This window comes from Bacillus multifaciens, assembly GCF_030756675.1.
Taxonomy (GTDB): domain Bacteria; phylum Bacillota; class Bacilli; order Bacillales; family Bacillaceae_G; genus Bacillus_A; species Bacillus_A multifaciens.
Genome location: NZ_JAVBXD010000030.1, coordinates 1 through 19,632 on the forward strand (window position 1 = coordinate 1; position 19,632 = coordinate 19,632).

Consider the following 19,632-nt stretch of genomic DNA (forward strand, 5'->3'; position numbering starts at 1 on the left):
GTACTATTTCAAAAGTGATGTAGCTAGTTTGTATGAAATGCGGGAAAACAAAGAAGGTGGACAAGCTCCATACACGTTGAAAGATATTCCGAAAAGGTATGGATTTATGGTAGATGATTGTCCATTACCATTTACTGATGAAAAACGAGAAGGTATTAATCTGTATGGGTCATTATCAGTTACAATAAGAGGTTTTCAGCAGTATGTACACAAAACAGACGATAGACTAGATAAAATAGAAAAGGTGATTATTGATGAAAATAACAGCAAACGCAGAAGTGTACGCAAAAGTCGTAGAAGAACAACTAAACGCAGCCACGCAAGAGAAAAATATTTATTTAGCTCGCGTAATCGAATTAGAAGCAGAAAATCGTAATTTAAGAGAAGAAAATGAGAAGTTGAAACCAAAGTCTACTAATAAGTAAGGCTTTTTTTATTTTTACAACAAAATACGGCTTTTAGTTATATTTCGAAGAATGTCTTTTTCTTTTGTTTAGTGGTTTAATTGTTCAGGTACCTCCTTACCAGTTCTTTAAAATAATAAATTACAATATAAAGTTAATGTGTTATTATTTTAAACGTTATGTCTCACAAATTATTACATAGGAGGAAAACTATGAAAAAGAAATTTATGTTAATGTTGCTACTGTTTGCTTTGATGGTAGGATTAAACCCTCATACAATAACACAGGCACAAACTACTAACACACAAGGTGAACAATTTGAGCAAGGGAAATATGATTTACAAGCTGAATCTCCTTTCGGGCAGAATTGGAATAGGAATTCACTTTATGCTGGAACAGAGAATCCTAAAGTGAAATGGGAGTATAAACTTTACCAAAAAGATACTAAAGAGATTCCTCAAAGTATTAGTACGCCAAGATTTGAAGCACAACCAGCAATTGGACGTGATGGAACTATCTATGCAACAACCTTTACTGGATTTAATACACATGTGAATAAAAAGTTGTACGCTTTCAATCCAGATGGTTCGGTAAAATGGAAGAAGGAAATTATGGGGGGAGGATACAACCCGCCCGTTATTGCTGAAGATGGAACTATTTATGTTGCTGCGGGTAATTTAATTGCTTTCAATCCAGATGGTGTGATTAAATGGCAAACGAAAGGTTCACATATTATAGATACTCCTGTTTTGGATCGTGATGGTACAATTTATGTAAGAAATGTAGAAGGAAAAAGGTTAGAAGCCTATAATCCAGATGGTTCAAAGAAGTGGTCATCAAATGAATTTATTCGTGGATCGTATGGAAGTATTCTCATTTCAAAAGATGGCACGATTTATATATTAGACGTGGATCTTGGGAATAAATATCTCTATGCTTATGATAAAAATGGTAAGGAATTGTGGCATAAATATGTTAAGGGGGAATACGGCGGTAAGGGATTCACTTTAGGGATAAATAATGAAATACTTGTAAATACACAGGACAAATTATATGTTTTTGATAAGAATGGGAACATAGTGCATCAGTGGAAAGAAAAAGATAATGAAGGATTGCTTTCCGCACCTACGATTTCTTCTAAAGATGGAACAATTTATGTGGGTGGGAAAGGTTATATTTACGCATATAATCCAGATTATTCCATAAAATGGAAATATCCCATTAAAAAAGGGTATCCTCAAGAGGCGCCTGTAATTGATAAAAATGGTGTAATTTATGCTGAAACAGATAGTGAACTATATGCATTAAACCCCGATGGGACGCTTAAGTGGAGTTTGCCTAAATCAACAACATATTTTAGTGTTGGTGATGCTAATAAATCAATAGCAATTGGTAAAGATGGAACCTTATACATTCTTGGAAGATATATTTCATCAAATTCTGATGATAATTATACTTCCTTAATAGCAATTGGCGATGACTATACAGACAACGTATGTACAAAAGAAAGTACATACATGGAGGTACTTAAATCACTTCGAGCAAAAAGTAAGAAAGCAAAATTAACAGAAGATGAAAAGAAAGAAGCGCGTGATATTTTAAAAGAGTTATCCGACGATCTTGATAAGAAAGATAACTAAATTTGATTTTTTAAGAATTAAATAGATTGTGAAAAAAAGAGGGACAAACGTCTCTCTTTTTATTTTGGAAAAGGAGGAAAATCAATGAATCAAATTAGTTTGTTAGTAAAATCATTTATAGCAACATCTGGTGCATTCATCGGATATTTTTTAGGAGGTTGGGACGTGTCACTGAAAATTTTAGTTACAATGGCAGCAATTGATTATGCAACAGGGATGATTGCAGCAGGATATAACGGAGAGTTAAAAAGCAAAATCGGATTTCGAGGCATTGCCAAAAAGGTAGTGCTTTTTTTATTGGTCGGAGCTGCTACTCAAGTAGATGCTGCGATTGGTAGCAACAATGCAGTACGTGAGGCAACTATCTTTTTTTTCATGGGAAATGAGTTACTTTCTATTCTTGAAAATGCTGGTCGTATGGGTATCAAGTTACCATCTGCATTAACAAACGCTGTTGAGATCTTAAATAGTAAAAACAAAGGAGAGAATAAATAATGACTAAACGTATTATCGATATTTCATACCACAACGGAAATCCAGATTGGGATGTATTAGCACCACAATTAGATTTGGCTATTTGCCGAGTACAATACGGTTCGAATAAGAAAGATGTTAAATACAACGAGTATGTGGAGGCATTAGAATCATATGGCATTCCACATGCAGCATATGCTTATGGATGCTATGTCAGTGTAGCTGATGCAGTTGTGGAAGCAAAAGACTTCCTTGTTCGTGTTAATCCTAATGCAAAATTCCTAGTTTTAGATTGTGAGAAAGACACATTAGATGCTTGCGGTGGAGATAATCTAGCAGAAGCATCACAAGCGTTCATTAATACATTAAAAGATGCTGGCTGGAAAGTGGGTTTCTATGTATCTCATGAACTGTATCCACTTTACAATTTACAAAGTGTACAAGCTGATTTTCTTTGGATTCCACGATACAGTACAAACCCACCAAAATACGCTTGTGACATTTGGCAGTATGCAGACGGTGAAACAGGTGGATGGCTTGATGGTATCGGAAAGGTAGACCTGAACTATCTGAACGGTGACAAGTCTTTAGAATGGTTTACAGGCGGTAGTACTCAATCCTTACAACTACAAGAAGATGTTTTAGGTTATCTTACAACTACTGCTGATGTAGCCAATATTCGTAAAGAACCTAATGTAAATGCACCTATTATGCGTCAAGCTACAAAAGGACAAGGTCATACTTATTATGAATGGTCTTATGATGGTTCTCACTTCTGGTATCGAGTAAACCCAGAAAACTGGATGCGCGATGATACAGCAAGTATCAATAAAGACGGAAAATCTCAAGGTGTCGTTTGGGTAAACGGTACTGACATCAATTTACGTAGAGGTGCATCCACTGGTGACCCTGTTATGAATAAAATTACAAAGCGTTCTGCTTATGACGTTCATTATCGTTACGAAAATTGGATTTATGTAACGGGCGAGGGCGTTGAAGGTTGGATGTATTTTGATGAGTCATATGTGAATTGGTTGAGATAACTAACAAAAAGCCCTGATGAAGTAGAGCATCAGGGCTTTTTGTTGTTTGACAAGATGACAGTTTCCTAATCAAACATTAGTTATGACATTACAAATACAAAAGTAGTTAGAAACCTTTCTATATAATTATAATGTTATATTATATAGATAAAATATGTAATTTTGCATAATGTATATATTTAATATTTAATCTTTTTTCTTTTGTTGTTTCATTTCTTCTAATTCTTGTTTGGTTTTTCTCCTGACTGTGACCTCTACTCCAAGGTAATGTTCATAAACTTCCTTGAATACATCTTCAATCTTTCGTTTCCCATATGTTACTTCGCCAATATATAATCAATCTTTCGTTTCCCATATGTTACTTCGCCAATATATAAGTGAGACTTCTTTTCCCTAGCCATAGATAGTTAGTACTCCTCTTTAATCCAATATCCTCTAACATCATATTTAATGACTCTGGCAAATCGGTATGAGATAGGAAGTATGGCAAGTTCATCTTTCAATAGGTTGTCAATGCAGGATTACTTATTTTAGTTTGTCTTTATAATAATTTTTATATGTACAGGAAAAATCCTTTTTTAAGGTCATATTTTTTTAGAAATTTAAGAAAAATGTATAGGGATTATAACAAGAAAAAACGAATGTGATTGTGGAGCATATGAAAAGATATGAAGTTTTTAATAACAGAGAGTGAAAAGGACACGATCAATTAGCGATAGTATGGATGAGTTGAAATAAAAAATAATAAAACAAATCATTATAGACGAGAATATATATAGGAAGAGAGTGGCTGTTATTTGACCACTCTCTTTTGACCACCTGTACCACACTGACCACAGCTTGTACCACATTTATTATTTACTTTATGTCCATTTTGTACAAAAGGTAAAATAACACTAGACAAAAAGCCTTATTTTATCACATAATGGACACAGTGCTTTTACAGACGTGTAAAGAAAAAATATTGACAAATATACAATGGCTAGCTATAATTTTGTTTGTTGCCTTGAGGTGATATGATATGAAATGGTCGATTCATCAATTGAACAAATATCGACAAAAAGGACTAACGTTAGATGAGATGGTAGATGTTAGTGAGATGAAAAATGTCGAGAAAGATGTTCGAGACATTACTCCTGTTCATGTGACAGGTAGAGTTGATTTTGGCTCTAACAAATTTACGTTTCATCTACATATAACAGGAAGCATGGTATTGCCATGTTCTAGAACGTTAGTAGATGTAACATTACCATTTGACATTGAAACAACTGAGGTGTTCTTAGTTTCGAAAGAAGATTATGAAACTGAAGCAGATTTTCATTACTTAGAAGGAGAAGTACTTGACTTACTCCCTGTAATTAAGGAAAATATACTATTGGAGATTCCAATGCAAATTTTCAGTGAGGATGTTTCAGAAGGAACACCGATGCAAGGTCGAGACTGGCAAGTGATTTCGGAAAAAAGCGAAGAAAAACCTGTTGATCCAAGATTAGCAGGACTTGCGAAGTTTTTTGACAAATAATCAGAAGACCAGTTCGGGCTTTCGTATGAAAATAACTCTCTCTTTTAAGGAGGTGGGAAGAATGGCAGTACCTTTTAGAAGAACTTCTAAAACAGTAAAAAGAAAGCGTCGCACGCATTTCAAATTATCAGTACCTGGTATGGTAGAGTGCCCAAGCTGTGGTGAAGCAAAATTAGCTCACCGTGTATGTAAAGCATGCGGTACTTACAAAGGTAAAGAAGTAATCAGCAAGTAATTGCAAAAAATAAACGCAGGAGGGAAACCTCCTGCGTTTATTTTTTCGCTTTTCTTTACATGTTATTCTTCTATCTTTTCTAGTAACTGCATATGTTTAATAAAAAATGCATAAGGAGGACTAGAGAGATGGCAACGACAAGACAAGATGCATGGACTGATGACGAAGATTTACTTCTGGCAGAAGTAGTGCTCCGGCATATTCGCGAAGGAGGAACGCAGCTTTCTGCCTTCAAAGAAGTAGGGAGACATTTATCGCGGACACCTGCTGCTTGTGGATTTCGTTGGAATTCTTATGTGCGTAAACAATATAAAGAACGCATTGAAGAAGCGAAGCAAATACGGAAAGCTGAAAATTATGAAGTGCAAGAACAAAAGAAAGAGAAAGTGAGCTCTCTCTCAATAACGTTAGAAGATGTAATTGTCTTTTTGCAAAGCTATAAAAAAGAAGAAGAAAAAATGGAGTTATATAAAAAAATTGAAGCATTGCAAAAGGAAAAAGAAGGGCTTTTGCAGCAATTGTCTTTGTATGAAGAAGAATACCGTACTTTATTCGATTATATTGATCGAAAAAGAAACTCGATGGTATTAGAGCCTTCTGAAAGAGAGAGAAAACGAGAAAAAGGAATACTTGAAAAAACATCAAAATAAAAACAGCTGTCACGCAGCTGTTTTTATTTTTAAGCAGATTCACTTTTTGTAACCGTATTCAAATTTGCATTTGGATACCAAGTGTAGAAATCACTATCGTCAATGGTTACTTTTTCGAAGTGTAATTTCTCCCAAAAATCAGCAGAATGGACTCGGGCAATCGTTTTGATAGGAAGATGCAATTGTTTTGCATAATTGACAAGCATCTTACCGAATCCTTGTTTTTGGAATGTTGGTAACACCTCAAGTTTAAAAAGTTCTACATAAGGGCCAGAAAACAAATTGATACTGGACTGTTGTCTCGTATACAAGCTCATACGTGCGACAAGAGAACCGCCGTAATAAACTCCATAAAAAGGGGATTCGCTATCGTTCTCGATAATATTTGCTTGTAAATCCTCCAGCATAGATAATTCTTCAGCACCGCATCCTTTGAATTTTTTAAACTCTTCTAACGTTTTATAATTGATGAGCAAGCGCTCAACTTTCGGAAAATGCATAGAACCACATCCTTTTCTTGTTGTAAAATAAAGAAAAGTATAAATATTTACAATAATATTATAACGCATTTTTTAATTTTTATGAAGAAAAGAGATCATTCTTTCGATACTTTTTTTAGAAGTTTGCTAAACTAATTTTATAAACTATAATAGTAAAGCTTTTGTTAGTAGGGAATTGTTATTATCGGGAACTTTTTACAATTGTTTTTTGTAAAAAGTTATTCATAATATATCTTTTGAATTTTGATGTATAGCGTGTTTAAAACGGGGGGCTTTTTAAAGATGGAGATTGGAATTGTTGGGCCAGGCGCAATTGGACTTCTTTTTGCATTTTATTTACAAAAAAATGGGCAGGATGTCACACTGTATACACGAACGGTAGAGCAATCTGAGCGCTTGGAAAAGTGCGGGATTACATGTGTACAAAACGGTATTAGGGAAACTGTATTTCCTCATGTTAGCCCTTTAGAGAATATAAACAATGGAAGACATGATTATACATTTGTTGCTGTAAAACAATATCATTTAGAAGATGTAATACCGTATTTGCAAGCGAAAAAACGACTAGTTTTCTTACAAAATGGGATGGGACACCTTCATTTATTGCAGCAAATTCAAGGGGCTAGCGTTGCGGTGGGGATTGTAGAGCATGGAGCGAAAAAGGAAAATGTGAGCATTGTTCATCATACTGGGGTAGGGAGTACGAAATTTGGATTCATACATGGAGAAAGGAAGCAATTTGAACCATTGTTCACTGCATTTTCTTCGAATTTATTCCCGGTAGTGGTTGAGAATGATTGGAAGCAAACGATGATAAATAAGCTTGTCGTTAATGCGTGTATTAACCCATTAACGGCACTGTTTGGTATACAAAATGGAGAGTTATTGACAAATCCCTCGTTTCACAAAGTGATGAAGCAAGTATTTTCAGAAGTAATGGGAGTTGTCGGCAACATACAATGTAAAGAGCATTGGGATCGTGTATGCACAGTATGCGAAAATACAGCTCACAACACTTCCTCTATGTTAACGGATATACACAATAATAGAAAAACAGAAATTGATGCAATTGTCGGTTATTTAATTCAAGAAGCGAAGAAACAACAAAAATCAGTTCCGACGCTGTCTTTTTTGTATCATTCTATAAAAGGATTAGAAAGATAAGAGATATTCTTTGCTTTTATAACGAACATTGACTACAATTTGGTTGGTGAGAGATCAGGAGATGAAAGGAAGACGTATATGGAGATAAAAGAAATCTCTGTCCCGCTTCAAGGAGTTGTTGCGGACTATTTAAACCATGAAAAAGACATTCAAGAATGCTTTGATTATCCGATAACGGAAGAGAGCTTTGTAAGACGTATACAAGATTTACGAAATAGACAGTATCCAAGGCAGGAGTTAGTATCGCATTTATTACAATATAATCAAGAATTACATGCAGGTGAAGAAACGCTTCAAAATATTCGTGCTTTGTTAGAGGAAGATACATACGTTATTGTAGGGGGACAGCAAGCTGGATTGTTAACTGGTCCTCTTTATACAATTCATAAAATTATCTCTATTTTACAACTTGCAAAGGAAAAAGAAGCTTCGCTTGGAGTACGAGTTGTTCCTGTTTTTTGGATTGCTGGGGAAGATCATGACATTGATGAAATTAACCATGCGTTCGTTACGAAAAACGGAAAAGTGAAAAAGACAATTTTTCATGAACGTCACCTGAATAAAACAAGTGCCTCTAAAACGGAGATTTCCATTGAGGATTGCAAACAATGGATTGAAGAAATATTTAAAACATATCCGGAAACAAAATATACAAAGGATGTAATTCGATTTGTAGAAGAATGTTTACAGCAATCACGCACATATGTTGATTTTTTTGCACACCTTATTACAAAACTATTTGCGCATTCAGGTTTAATTCTTGTAGATTCTCATCACCCTATGCTTCGGAATATTGAAGTTCCTTTTTTAAAAGAACTACTAGCCCGCTACAAAAATGTGCAAGTAGCACTTAACGACCAACAACGTGTATTACATGAGTTAGGGTATAAACCAATTATTGAGACAAAACAGAATGTCGTTCATATTTTTATGGAAATGAATGGTGAGCGTCTTTTGTTAGAAGAAGAAGAAGGGCGTTTTATTTGTAAAGAAGGGATGTATTCGTTTTCGTATGAGGAGATTATCGAACGTATAGAGAATCATCCTGAACAATTTAGTAACAATGTTGTAACTAGACCTCTTATGCAAGAATATATTTTTCCGACGCTTGCATTTATTGGTGGTCCGGGGGAGATTGCATACTGGAGTGAATTACAGCAAGTATTTCATGCGCTGGATTTTCAAATGCCGCCTGTCGTTCCTCGTTTGACAATTAGTTATTTAGCGCGTGATATTGAAACTGATTTACAGGATTTGCAGATTCAAGAGAGCGAAGTGTTCCATAAAGGTATAGCTGCATTACGAGAAAAGTGGTTATCTATGCAAGTTGAAGAATCGGTAGATAGTCAATTCATGAATGCAACGGAGCAAATTGGAGCAATTCATGCATCTTTGCAGCAGTTTGTTCAGAAAGTGAGTCCAGGCCTTCGAGATTTTGCGGAGAAAAATGAATTGAAAATTATGCAACAACTTGAATTGTTAGAGAAGACACTTCAAGCTGACTTAGAGAGAAAGTATGAAGTGCAGCTTAATAAATTCAGAAGAATTGATCACTCATTACAACCATTAGGTGCGCCGCAAGAACGGATATGGAATATTTGTTATTATTTAAACGGCTATGGGCTTGATTTTGTAGAGCGAGTTATGAAACAACCTTTTCGTTGGAATGGAAAACATCATATGATTAAATTATAAAATCTTGCTCACAAGAGCAGGATTTTATTTTTTTTTGTGGAATTACCTGTAAAATAAATTTAATTATTGACTATGTGGAACGGAAAGTATATGGATTGAAAGTAATCTGTTTCGGAAGAACAACACTATTTTGACAAAATGAAACAAAAAGAAGCGGATTATTATCTTTTTTCGACATGTTTTTATGAAATTTCCCGAAAAAGATGATAAAATTTAGTATATAATAAGATCAAACTATTATTTAGTAGGGAGTTGAATTCTTACTAATTACAAACCTCACCAATCGAACTCTTATGGGAAATGATTTCAATTCTTTATCGTTTTTGGAATTGACTTTTAAAGAGGAATAAACAGATGATTCAAGAGGATTATTTTGCAAAAAGTAGGTGCAACAATGTTTAAACATGTAACAGTTCTTTTAAAAGAAACAGTAGACGGTTTAGAAATTAAACCAAACGGTACATATGTAGATTGTACGTTAGGGGGTGGGGGACATAGTGCTTATTTACTATCTCAACTTTCTGAAGAAGGAAAACTAATTGCATTTGATCAAGATGAGGTTGCAATTCAAAGTGCAAAAGAAAAATTCTCTTCTTATGACGGTCAATTTATAACTGTAAAAAGTAACTTTCGCTATTTAAAGGAAAAGTTATTTGAATTAGGAATAACGGAAGTAGACGGTATTTTATTTGATTTAGGTGTTTCTTCCCCACAATTAGATACGCCAGAACGTGGATTTAGTTATCACCACGATGCTCCGCTTGATATGCGCATGGATCAAGATGCCCCGCTAACAGCATATGACGTTGTAAACAGTTGGTCATATGAACAACTTGTAAGAATCTTTTTTCAATATGGTGAAGAAAAGTTTTCAAAGCAAATTGCAAGGAAAATTGAAGCGTACCGCGAAAAACAACCAATTGAAACAACCGGAGAACTAGTGGAGTTAATTAAAGAAGGAATTCCAGCTCCGGCAAGGCGGACTGGAGGACATCCTGCGAAGCGAGTATTTCAGGCAATTCGTATTGCAGTTAATGATGAATTGAAAGTATTTGAGGAAGCGTTGGAAGCGGCGATTGACGTGACGAAAACAGGTGGCCGAATTAGTGTGATTACATTCCACTCGTTAGAAGATCGGATTTGTAAAACGACATTTAAAAGAAACAGTACAACACCACAGCTTCCACCAGGATTGCCAATTATTCCTGATGAATACAAGCCAAAGTTAAAACTTATTACAAGAAAGCCAATTTTGCCTTCTGATGAAGAGTTAGAAGAAAATAATCGAGCACGTTCTTCGAAGCTGCGAATTGCTGAAAAGTTATAAAAAGGAGAGAGAGGTATGACAAATTTAGCTGTTAAGTATAAAAAGCAAGAAGTAGAAGTACAATCTCAAGCTCCGCAGCAAGTAGGACAGCCAGCTGTAAAAACAAAAATTACAAGAATTGAAAAATTATTGTATGTAGTATTTATTGGTTTCTTACTATATGCATGCATAGCTTTTATTGGTAATAAAGCAGCGTTATATGAAGCTGATGCTAAAGTAACAGAAATGGAAAGCAATCTCATAAATCAACAAAAAGAAAACAAGGAATTACAAGCGGAAACTGAAAAGCTAACACGATATGATCGCATTGCAGAAATTGCAAAAAAACATGGACTTGAAATTAATGCGAATCATGTAAAAGGCTTAAATTAATACAATAGGTGTGAAGAAGAGATGAATATACGTAAATTTCATACCAACAAAGGAGCAGGATTCTTCATTAAGGTGTTTCTCCTGCTCTTTTTTCTGTTGTTAGCACGCTTTCTATATATTCAAGCAACGAAAACAGTGCATGGGGTAGACTTAAAGCCACTTGCACAGCAAAAGCACAATAAAGAGGGTGTCCTTGAAGCAAGTCGAGGAACGATTTACGATCAAAATGGTTACGTACTTGCCCAAGATGCAAATTCATATAAAATGGTTGCTTCACTTAAAGGACAAGAGTATGTGAAAGACAAAGAAGATGCTGCAGAAAAAATATCGAAAGTACTTGAGGTTGATAAAAAAGAAATTTTACAGTATTTAAATAAAGATGCTGCGCAAGTAGAGTTCGGATCAATTGGAAAAAACTTAACGAAAGAAAAGAAAGATCAAATTAAGAATCTGAAGATAGATGGAATATCTTTTGTTACAGAAAAAGCAAGAATATATCCGAATGGAGATTTTGCTTCTTACATACTTGGATTTGCAAAACCAAATGATGAAGGAATTGCAGAAGGGAAATTTGGACTTGAACAAAGCTTAGATAAATATTTAAGAGCTTCTAACGGAAGCGTGAAGTATACAGGAGATACGAAAGGTATCGCGTTAGAAGGTGGAAAGCAGTCAGTGAAGCCGCCTAAAAACGGAGATAATGTATATTTAACAATCGATCAACGGATTCAAGGTTATCTAGAAGATTCGATGGAAGAGGCAGAAAAACATTACGATCCGTCTATGTTAATTGGAGTTGTAGCAGATCCGAAAACAGGAAAGATTTTAGCGATGTCTAGCAGACCAAGTTATGATCCGAATAAACGAGATATTCAATACTTTTTAAATGACCCGATTGCCAATGCTTTTGAGCCTGGTTCAACGATGAAAATCTTCACATTAGCATCTGCCATTAATGAGGGGGTATACAAAGGTCAAGATTACTATCAATCTGGTAGATATAAAGTAGGGAATGAGGAAATTAAAGACCATAATGGCGGTGCAGGATGGGGTTCTATTACGTTTGATGAAGGCGTTGAGCGCTCATCGAACGTTGCCTTTGCTATTTTAGGAAATGAAAAGCTAGGACCGGATCGTTTTCGTCAATATATTCATAAGTTTGGTCTAGACGAAAAAACAGGTATTGATTTACCTGGAGAAGGCCAAAATACAATTTTATTTGATAAGAAAATCCAACAAGTAACAACAGCATTTGGACAAGGTTCTACTGTAACCCCAATTCAGCTTGTACAAGCAGCTACTGCAATTGCAAATGATGGGAAAATGATGAAACCTTATGTGATTGATCAAATTGTAGATCCGATGGATGATAAAGTCGTCTTGAAACACCGTCCGGAGGAAGTAGGAAAACCAGTTACAAAAGAGACCGCAACGCAAGTAAGGCAACTGTTAGAACGAGTTGTAACATCGCCGAAAGGGACTGGAACGATGTATAAACTTGATGGCTATTCCGTTGGTGGTAAAACAGGAACAGCACAAATTCCAGATGGAAAAGGCGGTTATATGACAGGGAAGAATAATTATATTTTCTCCTTCCTTGGTATGGCGCCAATGGATGATCCGCAGCTTGTTGTATATTTAGCGATTAAACAGCCTAAATTGAAAGACACTGAAAATGGTGCACAGCCATTATCGGAAATGTTTAAATCTGTAACGAAAAATAGTTTGGAGTATTTAAAAATTAAGCCGAACGAAATAAAAGATGTGAAAAAGCAAGTAAACCAGCAGCAAGCTACTGTTCCAAATGTAACGGGTAAAACAATGGAAGAAGCACAGGGAATATTGGAAAAGGCGAAGTTTCGACCTGTTGTTTTAGGCGAGGGGAAAATCGGGCAACAAGTGCCAAAAGCGAACGAAAAAACGTTAACGGGTGATCGTGTATTCTTAGTAGGAAATCAACCGAAAATGCCGAATATTAATGGTTGGGCACTTCGTGATGTGATGAATTTAGCGAAAATATTAAATCTTGATTTGAAGCTTTCTGGTACAGGTTATGTAACAGAGCAAAGTGTCGCTGAAGGTACCCCTTTACAAGAAAGAACACAGGTAGAAGTAAAACTTGAACCGCCTCTTGAACCGCAGCAAGAAGCAGAGAAGGAACCAAATAAGAAGGAAAAGAAAGAGGGCACGTAAAAATAGGAGAAGTGTACGTGTTCTAATGAAACAAGTACAAGCATATATTGGAACAAGCTAGGCGTAAAGGAGGCTTGTTCCAATATGCGTGTATCAAATGTAACAGTAAGAAAAAGACTTATTTTTGTGCTGATTTTTGGTATACTTATTTTTACAATTATTGATATTCGTCTTGGATATGTGCAGTTTTTTCTTGGTAATATGTTAACAGATCGTGCGAAAGATTCATGGAGTCGTAATATTACATTTGAACCTGAACGGGGGAAAATTGTAGATCGCAATGGTGTTGAACTTGCAACAAATAAAAGTGCACCAACTGTCTTTGTGGTACCAAGGCAAATTGAAAAACCAGCAGAGACTGCAGAGAAATTAGCTGCAGTTTTAGGTGTGTCGAAAGAAGATGTTTATCAACGCCTTACGAAAAAAGAGTCTATAGTCAGATTAGACAAAGGCGGACGGAAAATTTCTCATGATAAGGCAAAAGAAGTTAGAGCTTTAAGTTTAAAAGGTGTATATATTGCTGAAGATTCAATTCGATACTATCCGTTTGGTAAGTATTTATCACATGTGCTTGGGTTTGCTGGGAGTGATAATCAAGGGCTTATGGGACTAGAGTCATTTTATGACAAAGAATTAAATGGTGATAAAGGATATGTCCGTTTTTTTGCTGATGCGAAAGGACAGCGCATGCCAAATATTGGCGATGATTATAAAGAACCTGGTGACGGCTTGAACTTAAAGTTGACAATCGATTCGCGTATTCAAACAATTATGGAGAGAGAATTAAATATTGCAGAGTCTACATATCATCCAGATGGAATCATCGCGATTGCTATGAATCCAAATAACGGTGAAATTTTAGGTATGTCCAGCCGTCCGAGTTTTGATCCAGCAGATTTCAAGAGTGTTTCACCAGAAGTGTTTAACCGAAATCTTCCGGTCTGGAGTACATATGAACCAGGGTCCACATTTAAAATTATAACACTTGCAGCTGCTTTAAATGAAAAATTAGTAGACTTGGAGAAAGATACGTTTTATGATGATGGAGCGGCAGAAGTTGGCGGCGCAAGATTGCGTTGCTGGAAAGCGGGGGGGCATGGCAGCCAAACGTTTTTAGAGGTTGTTCAAAACTCTTGTAACCCAGGTTTTATAGAACTTGGAGACCGTTTAGGAAAAGAAAAGCTGTTTCAATATATCCGTGATTTTGGATTTGGACAAAAAACAGGTATTGATTTACAAGGAGAAGGTAAAGGGATTTTATTTGATTTAAAAAAAGTAGGACCTGTTGAACAAGCGACTACAGCGTTTGGTCAAGGAGTCTCTGTTACCCCGATTCAACAAGTAGCAGCAGTAGCGGCTGCTGTAAATGGAGGCACCTTATATCAGCCTTATATTGCGAAAGAATTCTTGGACCCAACTACGAACAAAGTAATTAGTAAAAAAACGCCTGTCGCAAAGAAAGATGTTATTTCCAAGGAAACATCTGAAAAGGTACGTTATGCACTTGAGAATGTTGTTGCGAAAGGATCAGGTAACAAAGCATATATTGATGGATATCGTGTTGGAGGGAAAACTGGTACAGCACAAAAGGTTAAAGATGGAAAGTATTTGGATAACAACTATATCGTATCATTTATTGGGTTTGCACCAGCAGATGATCCGCAAATTGTTGTATATGTTGCTGTAGATAATCCGAAGGGGATTACACAATTTGGCGGGGTTGTTGCTGCACCAATCGTTGGGAATATTCTTCGTGATGTCTTACCGGTTATGGGAGTAGAGCCTAGAAAAGAGCAAATTGAAAAGAAATTAACTTGGGATGAGACGCCTTTAGTTGAGGTCCCTAATATAGTAGGGATGGATCGAAAGGAATTACAAAGTCAACTTGTTGATCTACAAATTGATGCCAGCGGTGATGGAAGCAAAGTGGTTGAACAATCTCCAAAACCAGGTACGAAAGTAAAAGCAGGATCCAAGGTTCGAATATATTTTAATAAGTAAGTATGAAGGCATGTGTGTACGATATAATAACACTCAACTAACTATATAAATACAAATTGAAAAACCGACATAAAAGCCCTTTCTTTTAGGTGGGCAAGAGCATCTGGCCGTGCATAGAAGCGGTCAGTTCCTTTTCCTACCACATGCGAAGTTTAAAACAAAGGGAGAAAGCAAGTGCAGGTCATGTTGTGTTCTGTATAGCAGTGACTTATATGTTGAAAAATCAAAATGGCTTTATATATAGTAGTGAGTTGTTGGATTCACACTGTCTGTTCATGAAATACATGACACTCTTAAATATGGAGTATTTTGAACGTATCCATTTATAAGGGATAAATAAAAGAGTAGAGAGGATTTAAAGAAATGAAGTTGCATACACTCGTATCAAGTTTGCATGATTTTCCGGTCATTCCAAAAGAAAATCCAGAAATTACATCTATTGAAGCAGATTCACGTAAAGTGACAACTGGAAGTTTATTTGTATGTATAAAAGGTTTTACGGTTGATAGTCATGAATTTGCTATGCAAGCAGCCGCGCAAGGTGCGGCTGCTATTGTTGCGGAAAGGCCTATTGATGTTGACGTTCCAGTTGTACTTGTTAAAGATACAGTACGTTCATTAGCAATGTTAGCTGATTATTTTTATGGACAGCCGACGCAAAAGTTACACTTAATTGGAATTACAGGTACAAATGGAAAGACAACAACATCGCATATAATGGACGAAATTATGCGCGCACATGGACATAAAACAGGATTAATTGGAACAATTAATATGAAAATAGGTGATGAAACGTATGAGGTGAAAAACACTACACCTGATGCATTAACATTACAAAAGACGTTCGCTAAAATGATCGAACAAAATGTAAATAGCGCTGTTATGGAAGTATCTTCACACGCTTTGCATCTTGGAAGAGTGCATGGATGTGACTATGATGTAGCGGTGTTTACAAACTTAACACAAGATCATTTGGATTATCATAAAACGATGGAAGGGTATAAATATGCAAAAGGGTTGCTATTTGCACAGCTTGGTAATAGTTATCATCATAATCATGTAAAGTACGCTGTATTAAATAATGACGACGCTGCAGCGATAGACTATACGAAAAATACAGCAGCAACAGTCATTACGTATGGGATTGATACAAAAAGTGATATAATGGCGAAAAACATTGAGATGACAAGTGCAGGCACGGCGTTTAAGCTTGTAACTCCAAGTGAAAGTATCGATATCACGATGAAATTAATTGGGAAGTTTAATGTATATAATGTATTAGCTGCAACAGCTGCATGTCTTGTTTCTGGTGTAGCGCTGCAAACAATTATTGACGTTGTGAAAGAATTAAAAGGTGTACCAGGCCGCTTTGAAGTTGTTGATAGAGGGCAAGATTATACTGTCATTGTTGATTATGCACATACACCAGATAGCTTAGAAAATGTATTGTTGACAACGAAACAATTTGCAAAAGGAAATGTGTATTGCATTGTTGGTTGCGGCGGAGACCGAGATCGTACGAAACGGCCAATTATGGCCAGTGTTGCATCGAAGTACGCAACGCATGCAATCTATACGTCAGATAATCCGCGCAGCGAACAGCCACAAGCAATTCTTGATGATATGATTGAAGGTATAAAAGGAAATAATTATGAAGTAATTGTTGAGCGAAAAGAAGCGATATTTCATGCTGTATCAGAGGCAAAAGCTGGAGACATTATTGTAATTGCGGGTAAAGGGCATGAGACATATCAAATTATTGGTGCAGAAGTACATCATTTTGACGATCGTGAAGTTGCTGGAGAGGCAATTGCACAACGTTTAAGCATGAAAGAATAACAACAAGAGAGGGGGACTAAATATGCTTGAACAAGGATTATTAATTACAGTTGGGGTGGCATTTTTAATTTCGGTTGCGTTGTCACCAATTTTCATTCCATTTTTACGTCGTTTAAAGTTTGGACAGAGCATTCGTGATGAAGGGCCAAAATCACATCAAAAGAAATCGGGAACACCGACTATGGGCGGAATTGTTATTTTTATTTCAATTATGATTACGTCTATTATTATGATGTTTAAGTTTCAAAAAGGCGCTGAGATGTACTTATTGCTTCTTGTTACATTTGGTTATGGGTTAATCGGATTTTTAGATGATTATATTAAAGTTGTTAAAAAAAGAAATCTTGGTTTAACATCAAAACAAAAATTAGTGGGTCAATTTATTATTGCGGTAGCCTTCTTTATCATTGCAAAAGGACAGGGATTTGACACACATTTAATGATTCCAGGAACAGAAATTAAGTTTGACCTACACTGGGCTTATTTTATTCTTGTGCTCTTTATGTTGATAGGAGCTTCAAACGCAGTCAATTTAACAGATGGTTTAGACGGATTATTAGCAGGAACAGCTGCTATTGCATTTGGTGCGTATAGTATTATTGCGTTTGCTCAGGAACATTATACAGTCGCTATTTTTTGTATGGCAGTCGTGGGGGCTGTATTAGGATTTTTAGTATTTAATGCTCATCCTGCGAAAGTGTTTATGGGAGATACAGGATCTTTAGCCCTTGGCGGTGCTTTAGCAGCTGTTTCTATTTTAACGAAAACAGAATTATTATTAGTTATCATTGGTGGAATGTTTGTTATTGAGACACTCTCTGTTATTATTCAAGTTGTGTCGTTTAAAACGCGAGGAAAGCGTGTATTTAAAATGAGTCCGCTTCATCACCACTATGAATTATGTGGTTGGTCAGAATGGCGAGTGGTTGTAACATTCTGGTCAGTTGGACTTTTATTTGCAGTGCTAGGAATTTATATCGGGGTGTGGATGTAATTGAAAACGATAACTGACTATCAAAATAAAAATATTCTTGTATTAGGTATGGCAAAAAGTGGCTATGCTGCAGCTGTCTTATTAAAGAAACTTGGAGCAAATGTAATTGTAAATGATAGCAAGCCGCTAGTTGAAAATCCGTTAGCGACAGAATTACAAAATCAAGGTATGAAAGTTGTATGTGGCGGCCATCCTTTAGAATTATTAGAAAAAAATATTTCTGTCGTTGTAAAAAATCCAGGGATTCCGTATTCAAATCCGTTACTTATAGCAGCAAAAGAAAAAAATATTCCGATTGTAACAGAAGTAGAACTAGCGTATCGTATTTCGGAAGCCCCGTTTATTGGGATTACAGGATCAAACGGGAAAACAACGACAACAACATTAACGTTTGAAATGTTAAAAGAAGGAGAAAAACACCCTGTTATTGCTGGAAATATCGGGACGGTGGCATGTGAAGTTGCGCAAAATATAACGAAACAAGAAGTGGTTGTAACAGAACTTTCTTCTTTTCAATTAATGGGGATTGAAACATTTCAGCCGAAGATTGCGGTACTATTAAATTTATTTGAAGCACACTTAGATTATCATGGTACGAAGGAAGAATACGGTTTAGCAAAAGCGAATATCTTTAAAAATCAAACTGAAAATGACTATAGTATCATTAATGCTGACGATGATGATGTAATGATGTTTTCTGAGCAAAGTAAAGGACAAAAGGTATACTTTTCTACGACGAAAGTAATTGAAGAAGGTGCTTGTGTAAAAGACGGTGCTCTTTACTTCAAAGGTGAAAAGGTAATTGATGTTCAAGATATCGTATTGCCGGGGAAACATAATTTAGAAAATATACTAGCTGCTATGAGTATTGCAAAGCTTATGGGAGTTGCGAATGAAGCAATTATAGTAGTTTTAAAACGCTTTACAGGTGTAAAGCATCGTTTAGAATATGTAACGACGATTCAAAACCGTAAGTTTTATAATGATTCGAAAGCAACGAATATGCTGGCGACAGAAAAAGCGTTATCTGCATTTACAAACCCAGTTATTTTATTAGCTGGTGGACTAGATCGCGGGAATGAATTTGACGATTTAATTCCATACTTTGAGCATGTGAAGACGCTACTTACATTTGGACAAACTGCACCGAAACTTGTCAAAGCTGCAGAAAAGGCTGGAATAAAAGTTATTAAATGTGTCGATAATGTGGAACAAGCGGTACAAGAAGCATTTGCTCTGTCTGAAGAAGGAGATGTAATTCTCTTATCTCCTGCATGTGCAAGTTGGGATCAATTTAAAACATTTGAAGAAAGAGGAGACATGTTTATACAAGCTGTGCATAAGCTAGTATAAAGTGAAAGAATCATCAGTGGATTATTTCTACTGATGATTCTTTTATAGGTAGGATAATATGAAATTTCTATTAGTGGGAGGTTTCAGCATCCACTAATGGAAATTTTATAGGCAGTTATTTCGCACATATCTTCTTTGATTTTTCGCAATTTTGAGGTGGGAATCATGCTGCTAGATGGCTGAATAAATGAGGCTTCGGTTGTGAAGAAACTATGGTTAACGAAAA

General features: G+C 35.9%; 16 protein-coding genes and 1 pseudogene. 16 read left to right on the plus strand and 1 reads right to left on the minus strand.

Features of this window, described 5'->3' with window-relative positions:
- The 7 genes and pseudogenes from Q9306_RS17470 to Q9306_RS17500 all read left to right on the plus strand — a co-directional run.
- A pseudogene (locus Q9306_RS17470) lies at positions 1 to 376 on the plus strand (hypothetical protein); the annotation flags it as partial.
- Between the two features lie 240 nt (positions 377 to 616).
- On the plus strand, positions 617 to 2,044 hold the full coding sequence (locus Q9306_RS17475) for an outer membrane protein assembly factor BamB family protein (RefSeq protein ID WP_306200766.1): 1,428 nt from the start codon (positions 617 to 619) through the stop codon (positions 2,042 to 2,044).
- Between the two features lie 84 nt (positions 2,045 to 2,128).
- A complete protein-coding gene (locus Q9306_RS17480; protein WP_306200768.1) occupies positions 2,129 to 2,539 on the plus strand; it encodes a phage holin family protein in 411 nt (136 codons plus the stop codon).
- Positions 2,539 to 3,561 carry a GH25 family lysozyme gene (locus Q9306_RS17485; RefSeq protein WP_306200770.1) on the plus strand — a complete coding sequence of 341 codons (1,023 nt, stop codon included), beginning with the start codon at positions 2,539 to 2,541 and terminating at the stop codon, positions 3,559 to 3,561. Before Q9306_RS17480 ends, Q9306_RS17485 begins: the two co-directional genes overlap by 1 nt.
- Before the next feature lie 1,021 nt (positions 3,562 to 4,582).
- Entirely contained in the window at positions 4,583 to 5,083 is a 501-nt protein-coding gene (locus Q9306_RS17490; RefSeq protein WP_306200772.1) for a YceD family protein, read from the plus strand.
- Between the two features lie 61 nt (positions 5,084 to 5,144).
- Entirely contained in the window at positions 5,145 to 5,318 is a 174-nt protein-coding gene (gene rpmF, locus Q9306_RS17495) for a 50S ribosomal protein L32 (RefSeq protein WP_001984764.1), read from the plus strand.
- Positions 5,319 to 5,446: 128 nt separating this feature from the next.
- On the plus strand, positions 5,447 to 5,968 hold the full coding sequence (locus Q9306_RS17500; RefSeq protein WP_306200773.1) for an RsfA family transcriptional regulator: 522 nt from the start codon (positions 5,447 to 5,449) through the stop codon (positions 5,966 to 5,968).
- Between the two features lie 29 nt (positions 5,969 to 5,997).
- Here the strand turns inward: Q9306_RS17500 and Q9306_RS17505 are convergent, their stop codons facing one another.
- The gene (locus Q9306_RS17505) at positions 5,998 to 6,468 is read right to left on the minus strand and encodes an N-acetyltransferase (RefSeq protein ID WP_306200775.1); all 471 of its coding nucleotides are present in this window, start codon (positions 6,466 to 6,468) and stop codon (positions 5,998 to 6,000) included.
- A 282-nt stretch (positions 6,469 to 6,750) separates the two neighbouring features.
- Here Q9306_RS17505 and Q9306_RS17510 point away from each other — a divergent pair, with 282 nt between their 5' ends.
- The 9 genes from Q9306_RS17510 (at position 6,751) to murD (ending at position 19,406) form a co-directional block, all read left to right on the plus strand.
- Positions 6,751 to 7,632, plus strand: a complete 882-nt coding sequence (locus Q9306_RS17510) for a 2-dehydropantoate 2-reductase (RefSeq protein WP_306200777.1) — start codon at positions 6,751 to 6,753, stop codon at positions 7,630 to 7,632.
- 78 nt (positions 7,633 to 7,710) lie between these two features.
- Positions 7,711 to 9,327: a bacillithiol biosynthesis cysteine-adding enzyme BshC gene (gene bshC / locus Q9306_RS17515; protein ID WP_306200779.1), complete on the plus strand. Its 1,617-nt coding sequence runs from the start codon at positions 7,711 to 7,713 to the stop codon at positions 9,325 to 9,327.
- A gap of 394 nt (positions 9,328 to 9,721) precedes the next feature.
- Positions 9,722 to 10,654, plus strand: coding sequence for a 16S rRNA (cytosine(1402)-N(4))-methyltransferase RsmH (rsmH, locus tag Q9306_RS17520; RefSeq protein ID WP_306200864.1), 933 nt, complete (start codon positions 9,722 to 9,724; stop codon positions 10,652 to 10,654).
- Between the two features lie 15 nt (positions 10,655 to 10,669).
- On the plus strand, positions 10,670 to 11,026 hold the full coding sequence (ftsL, locus tag Q9306_RS17525) for a cell division protein FtsL (protein ID WP_306200781.1): 357 nt from the start codon (positions 10,670 to 10,672) through the stop codon (positions 11,024 to 11,026).
- Between the two features lie 21 nt (positions 11,027 to 11,047).
- Positions 11,048 to 13,219 carry a PASTA domain-containing penicillin-binding protein gene (locus Q9306_RS17530; protein ID WP_306200783.1) on the plus strand — a complete coding sequence of 724 codons (2,172 nt, stop codon included), beginning with the start codon at positions 11,048 to 11,050 and terminating at the stop codon, positions 13,217 to 13,219.
- Positions 13,220 to 13,303: 84 nt separating this feature from the next.
- Positions 13,304 to 15,220 (plus strand): stage V sporulation protein D, encoded by a 1,917-nt coding sequence (locus Q9306_RS17535; protein ID WP_306200785.1) that lies wholly within the window; start codon positions 13,304 to 13,306, stop codon positions 15,218 to 15,220.
- Positions 15,221 to 15,583: 363 nt separating this feature from the next.
- Positions 15,584 to 17,059 carry a UDP-N-acetylmuramoyl-L-alanyl-D-glutamate--2,6-diaminopimelate ligase gene (locus Q9306_RS17540; RefSeq protein WP_306200787.1) on the plus strand — a complete coding sequence of 492 codons (1,476 nt, stop codon included), beginning with the start codon at positions 15,584 to 15,586 and terminating at the stop codon, positions 17,057 to 17,059.
- Between the two features lie 22 nt (positions 17,060 to 17,081).
- Positions 17,082 to 18,053 (plus strand): phospho-N-acetylmuramoyl-pentapeptide-transferase, encoded by a 972-nt coding sequence (gene mraY / locus Q9306_RS17545; RefSeq protein ID WP_306200789.1) that lies wholly within the window; start codon positions 17,082 to 17,084, stop codon positions 18,051 to 18,053.
- A complete protein-coding gene (murD, locus tag Q9306_RS17550; RefSeq protein ID WP_306200791.1) occupies positions 18,054 to 19,406 on the plus strand; it encodes a UDP-N-acetylmuramoyl-L-alanine--D-glutamate ligase in 1,353 nt (450 codons plus the stop codon). It begins immediately after the preceding gene.
- Positions 19,407 to 19,632 lie beyond the last annotated feature (226 nt).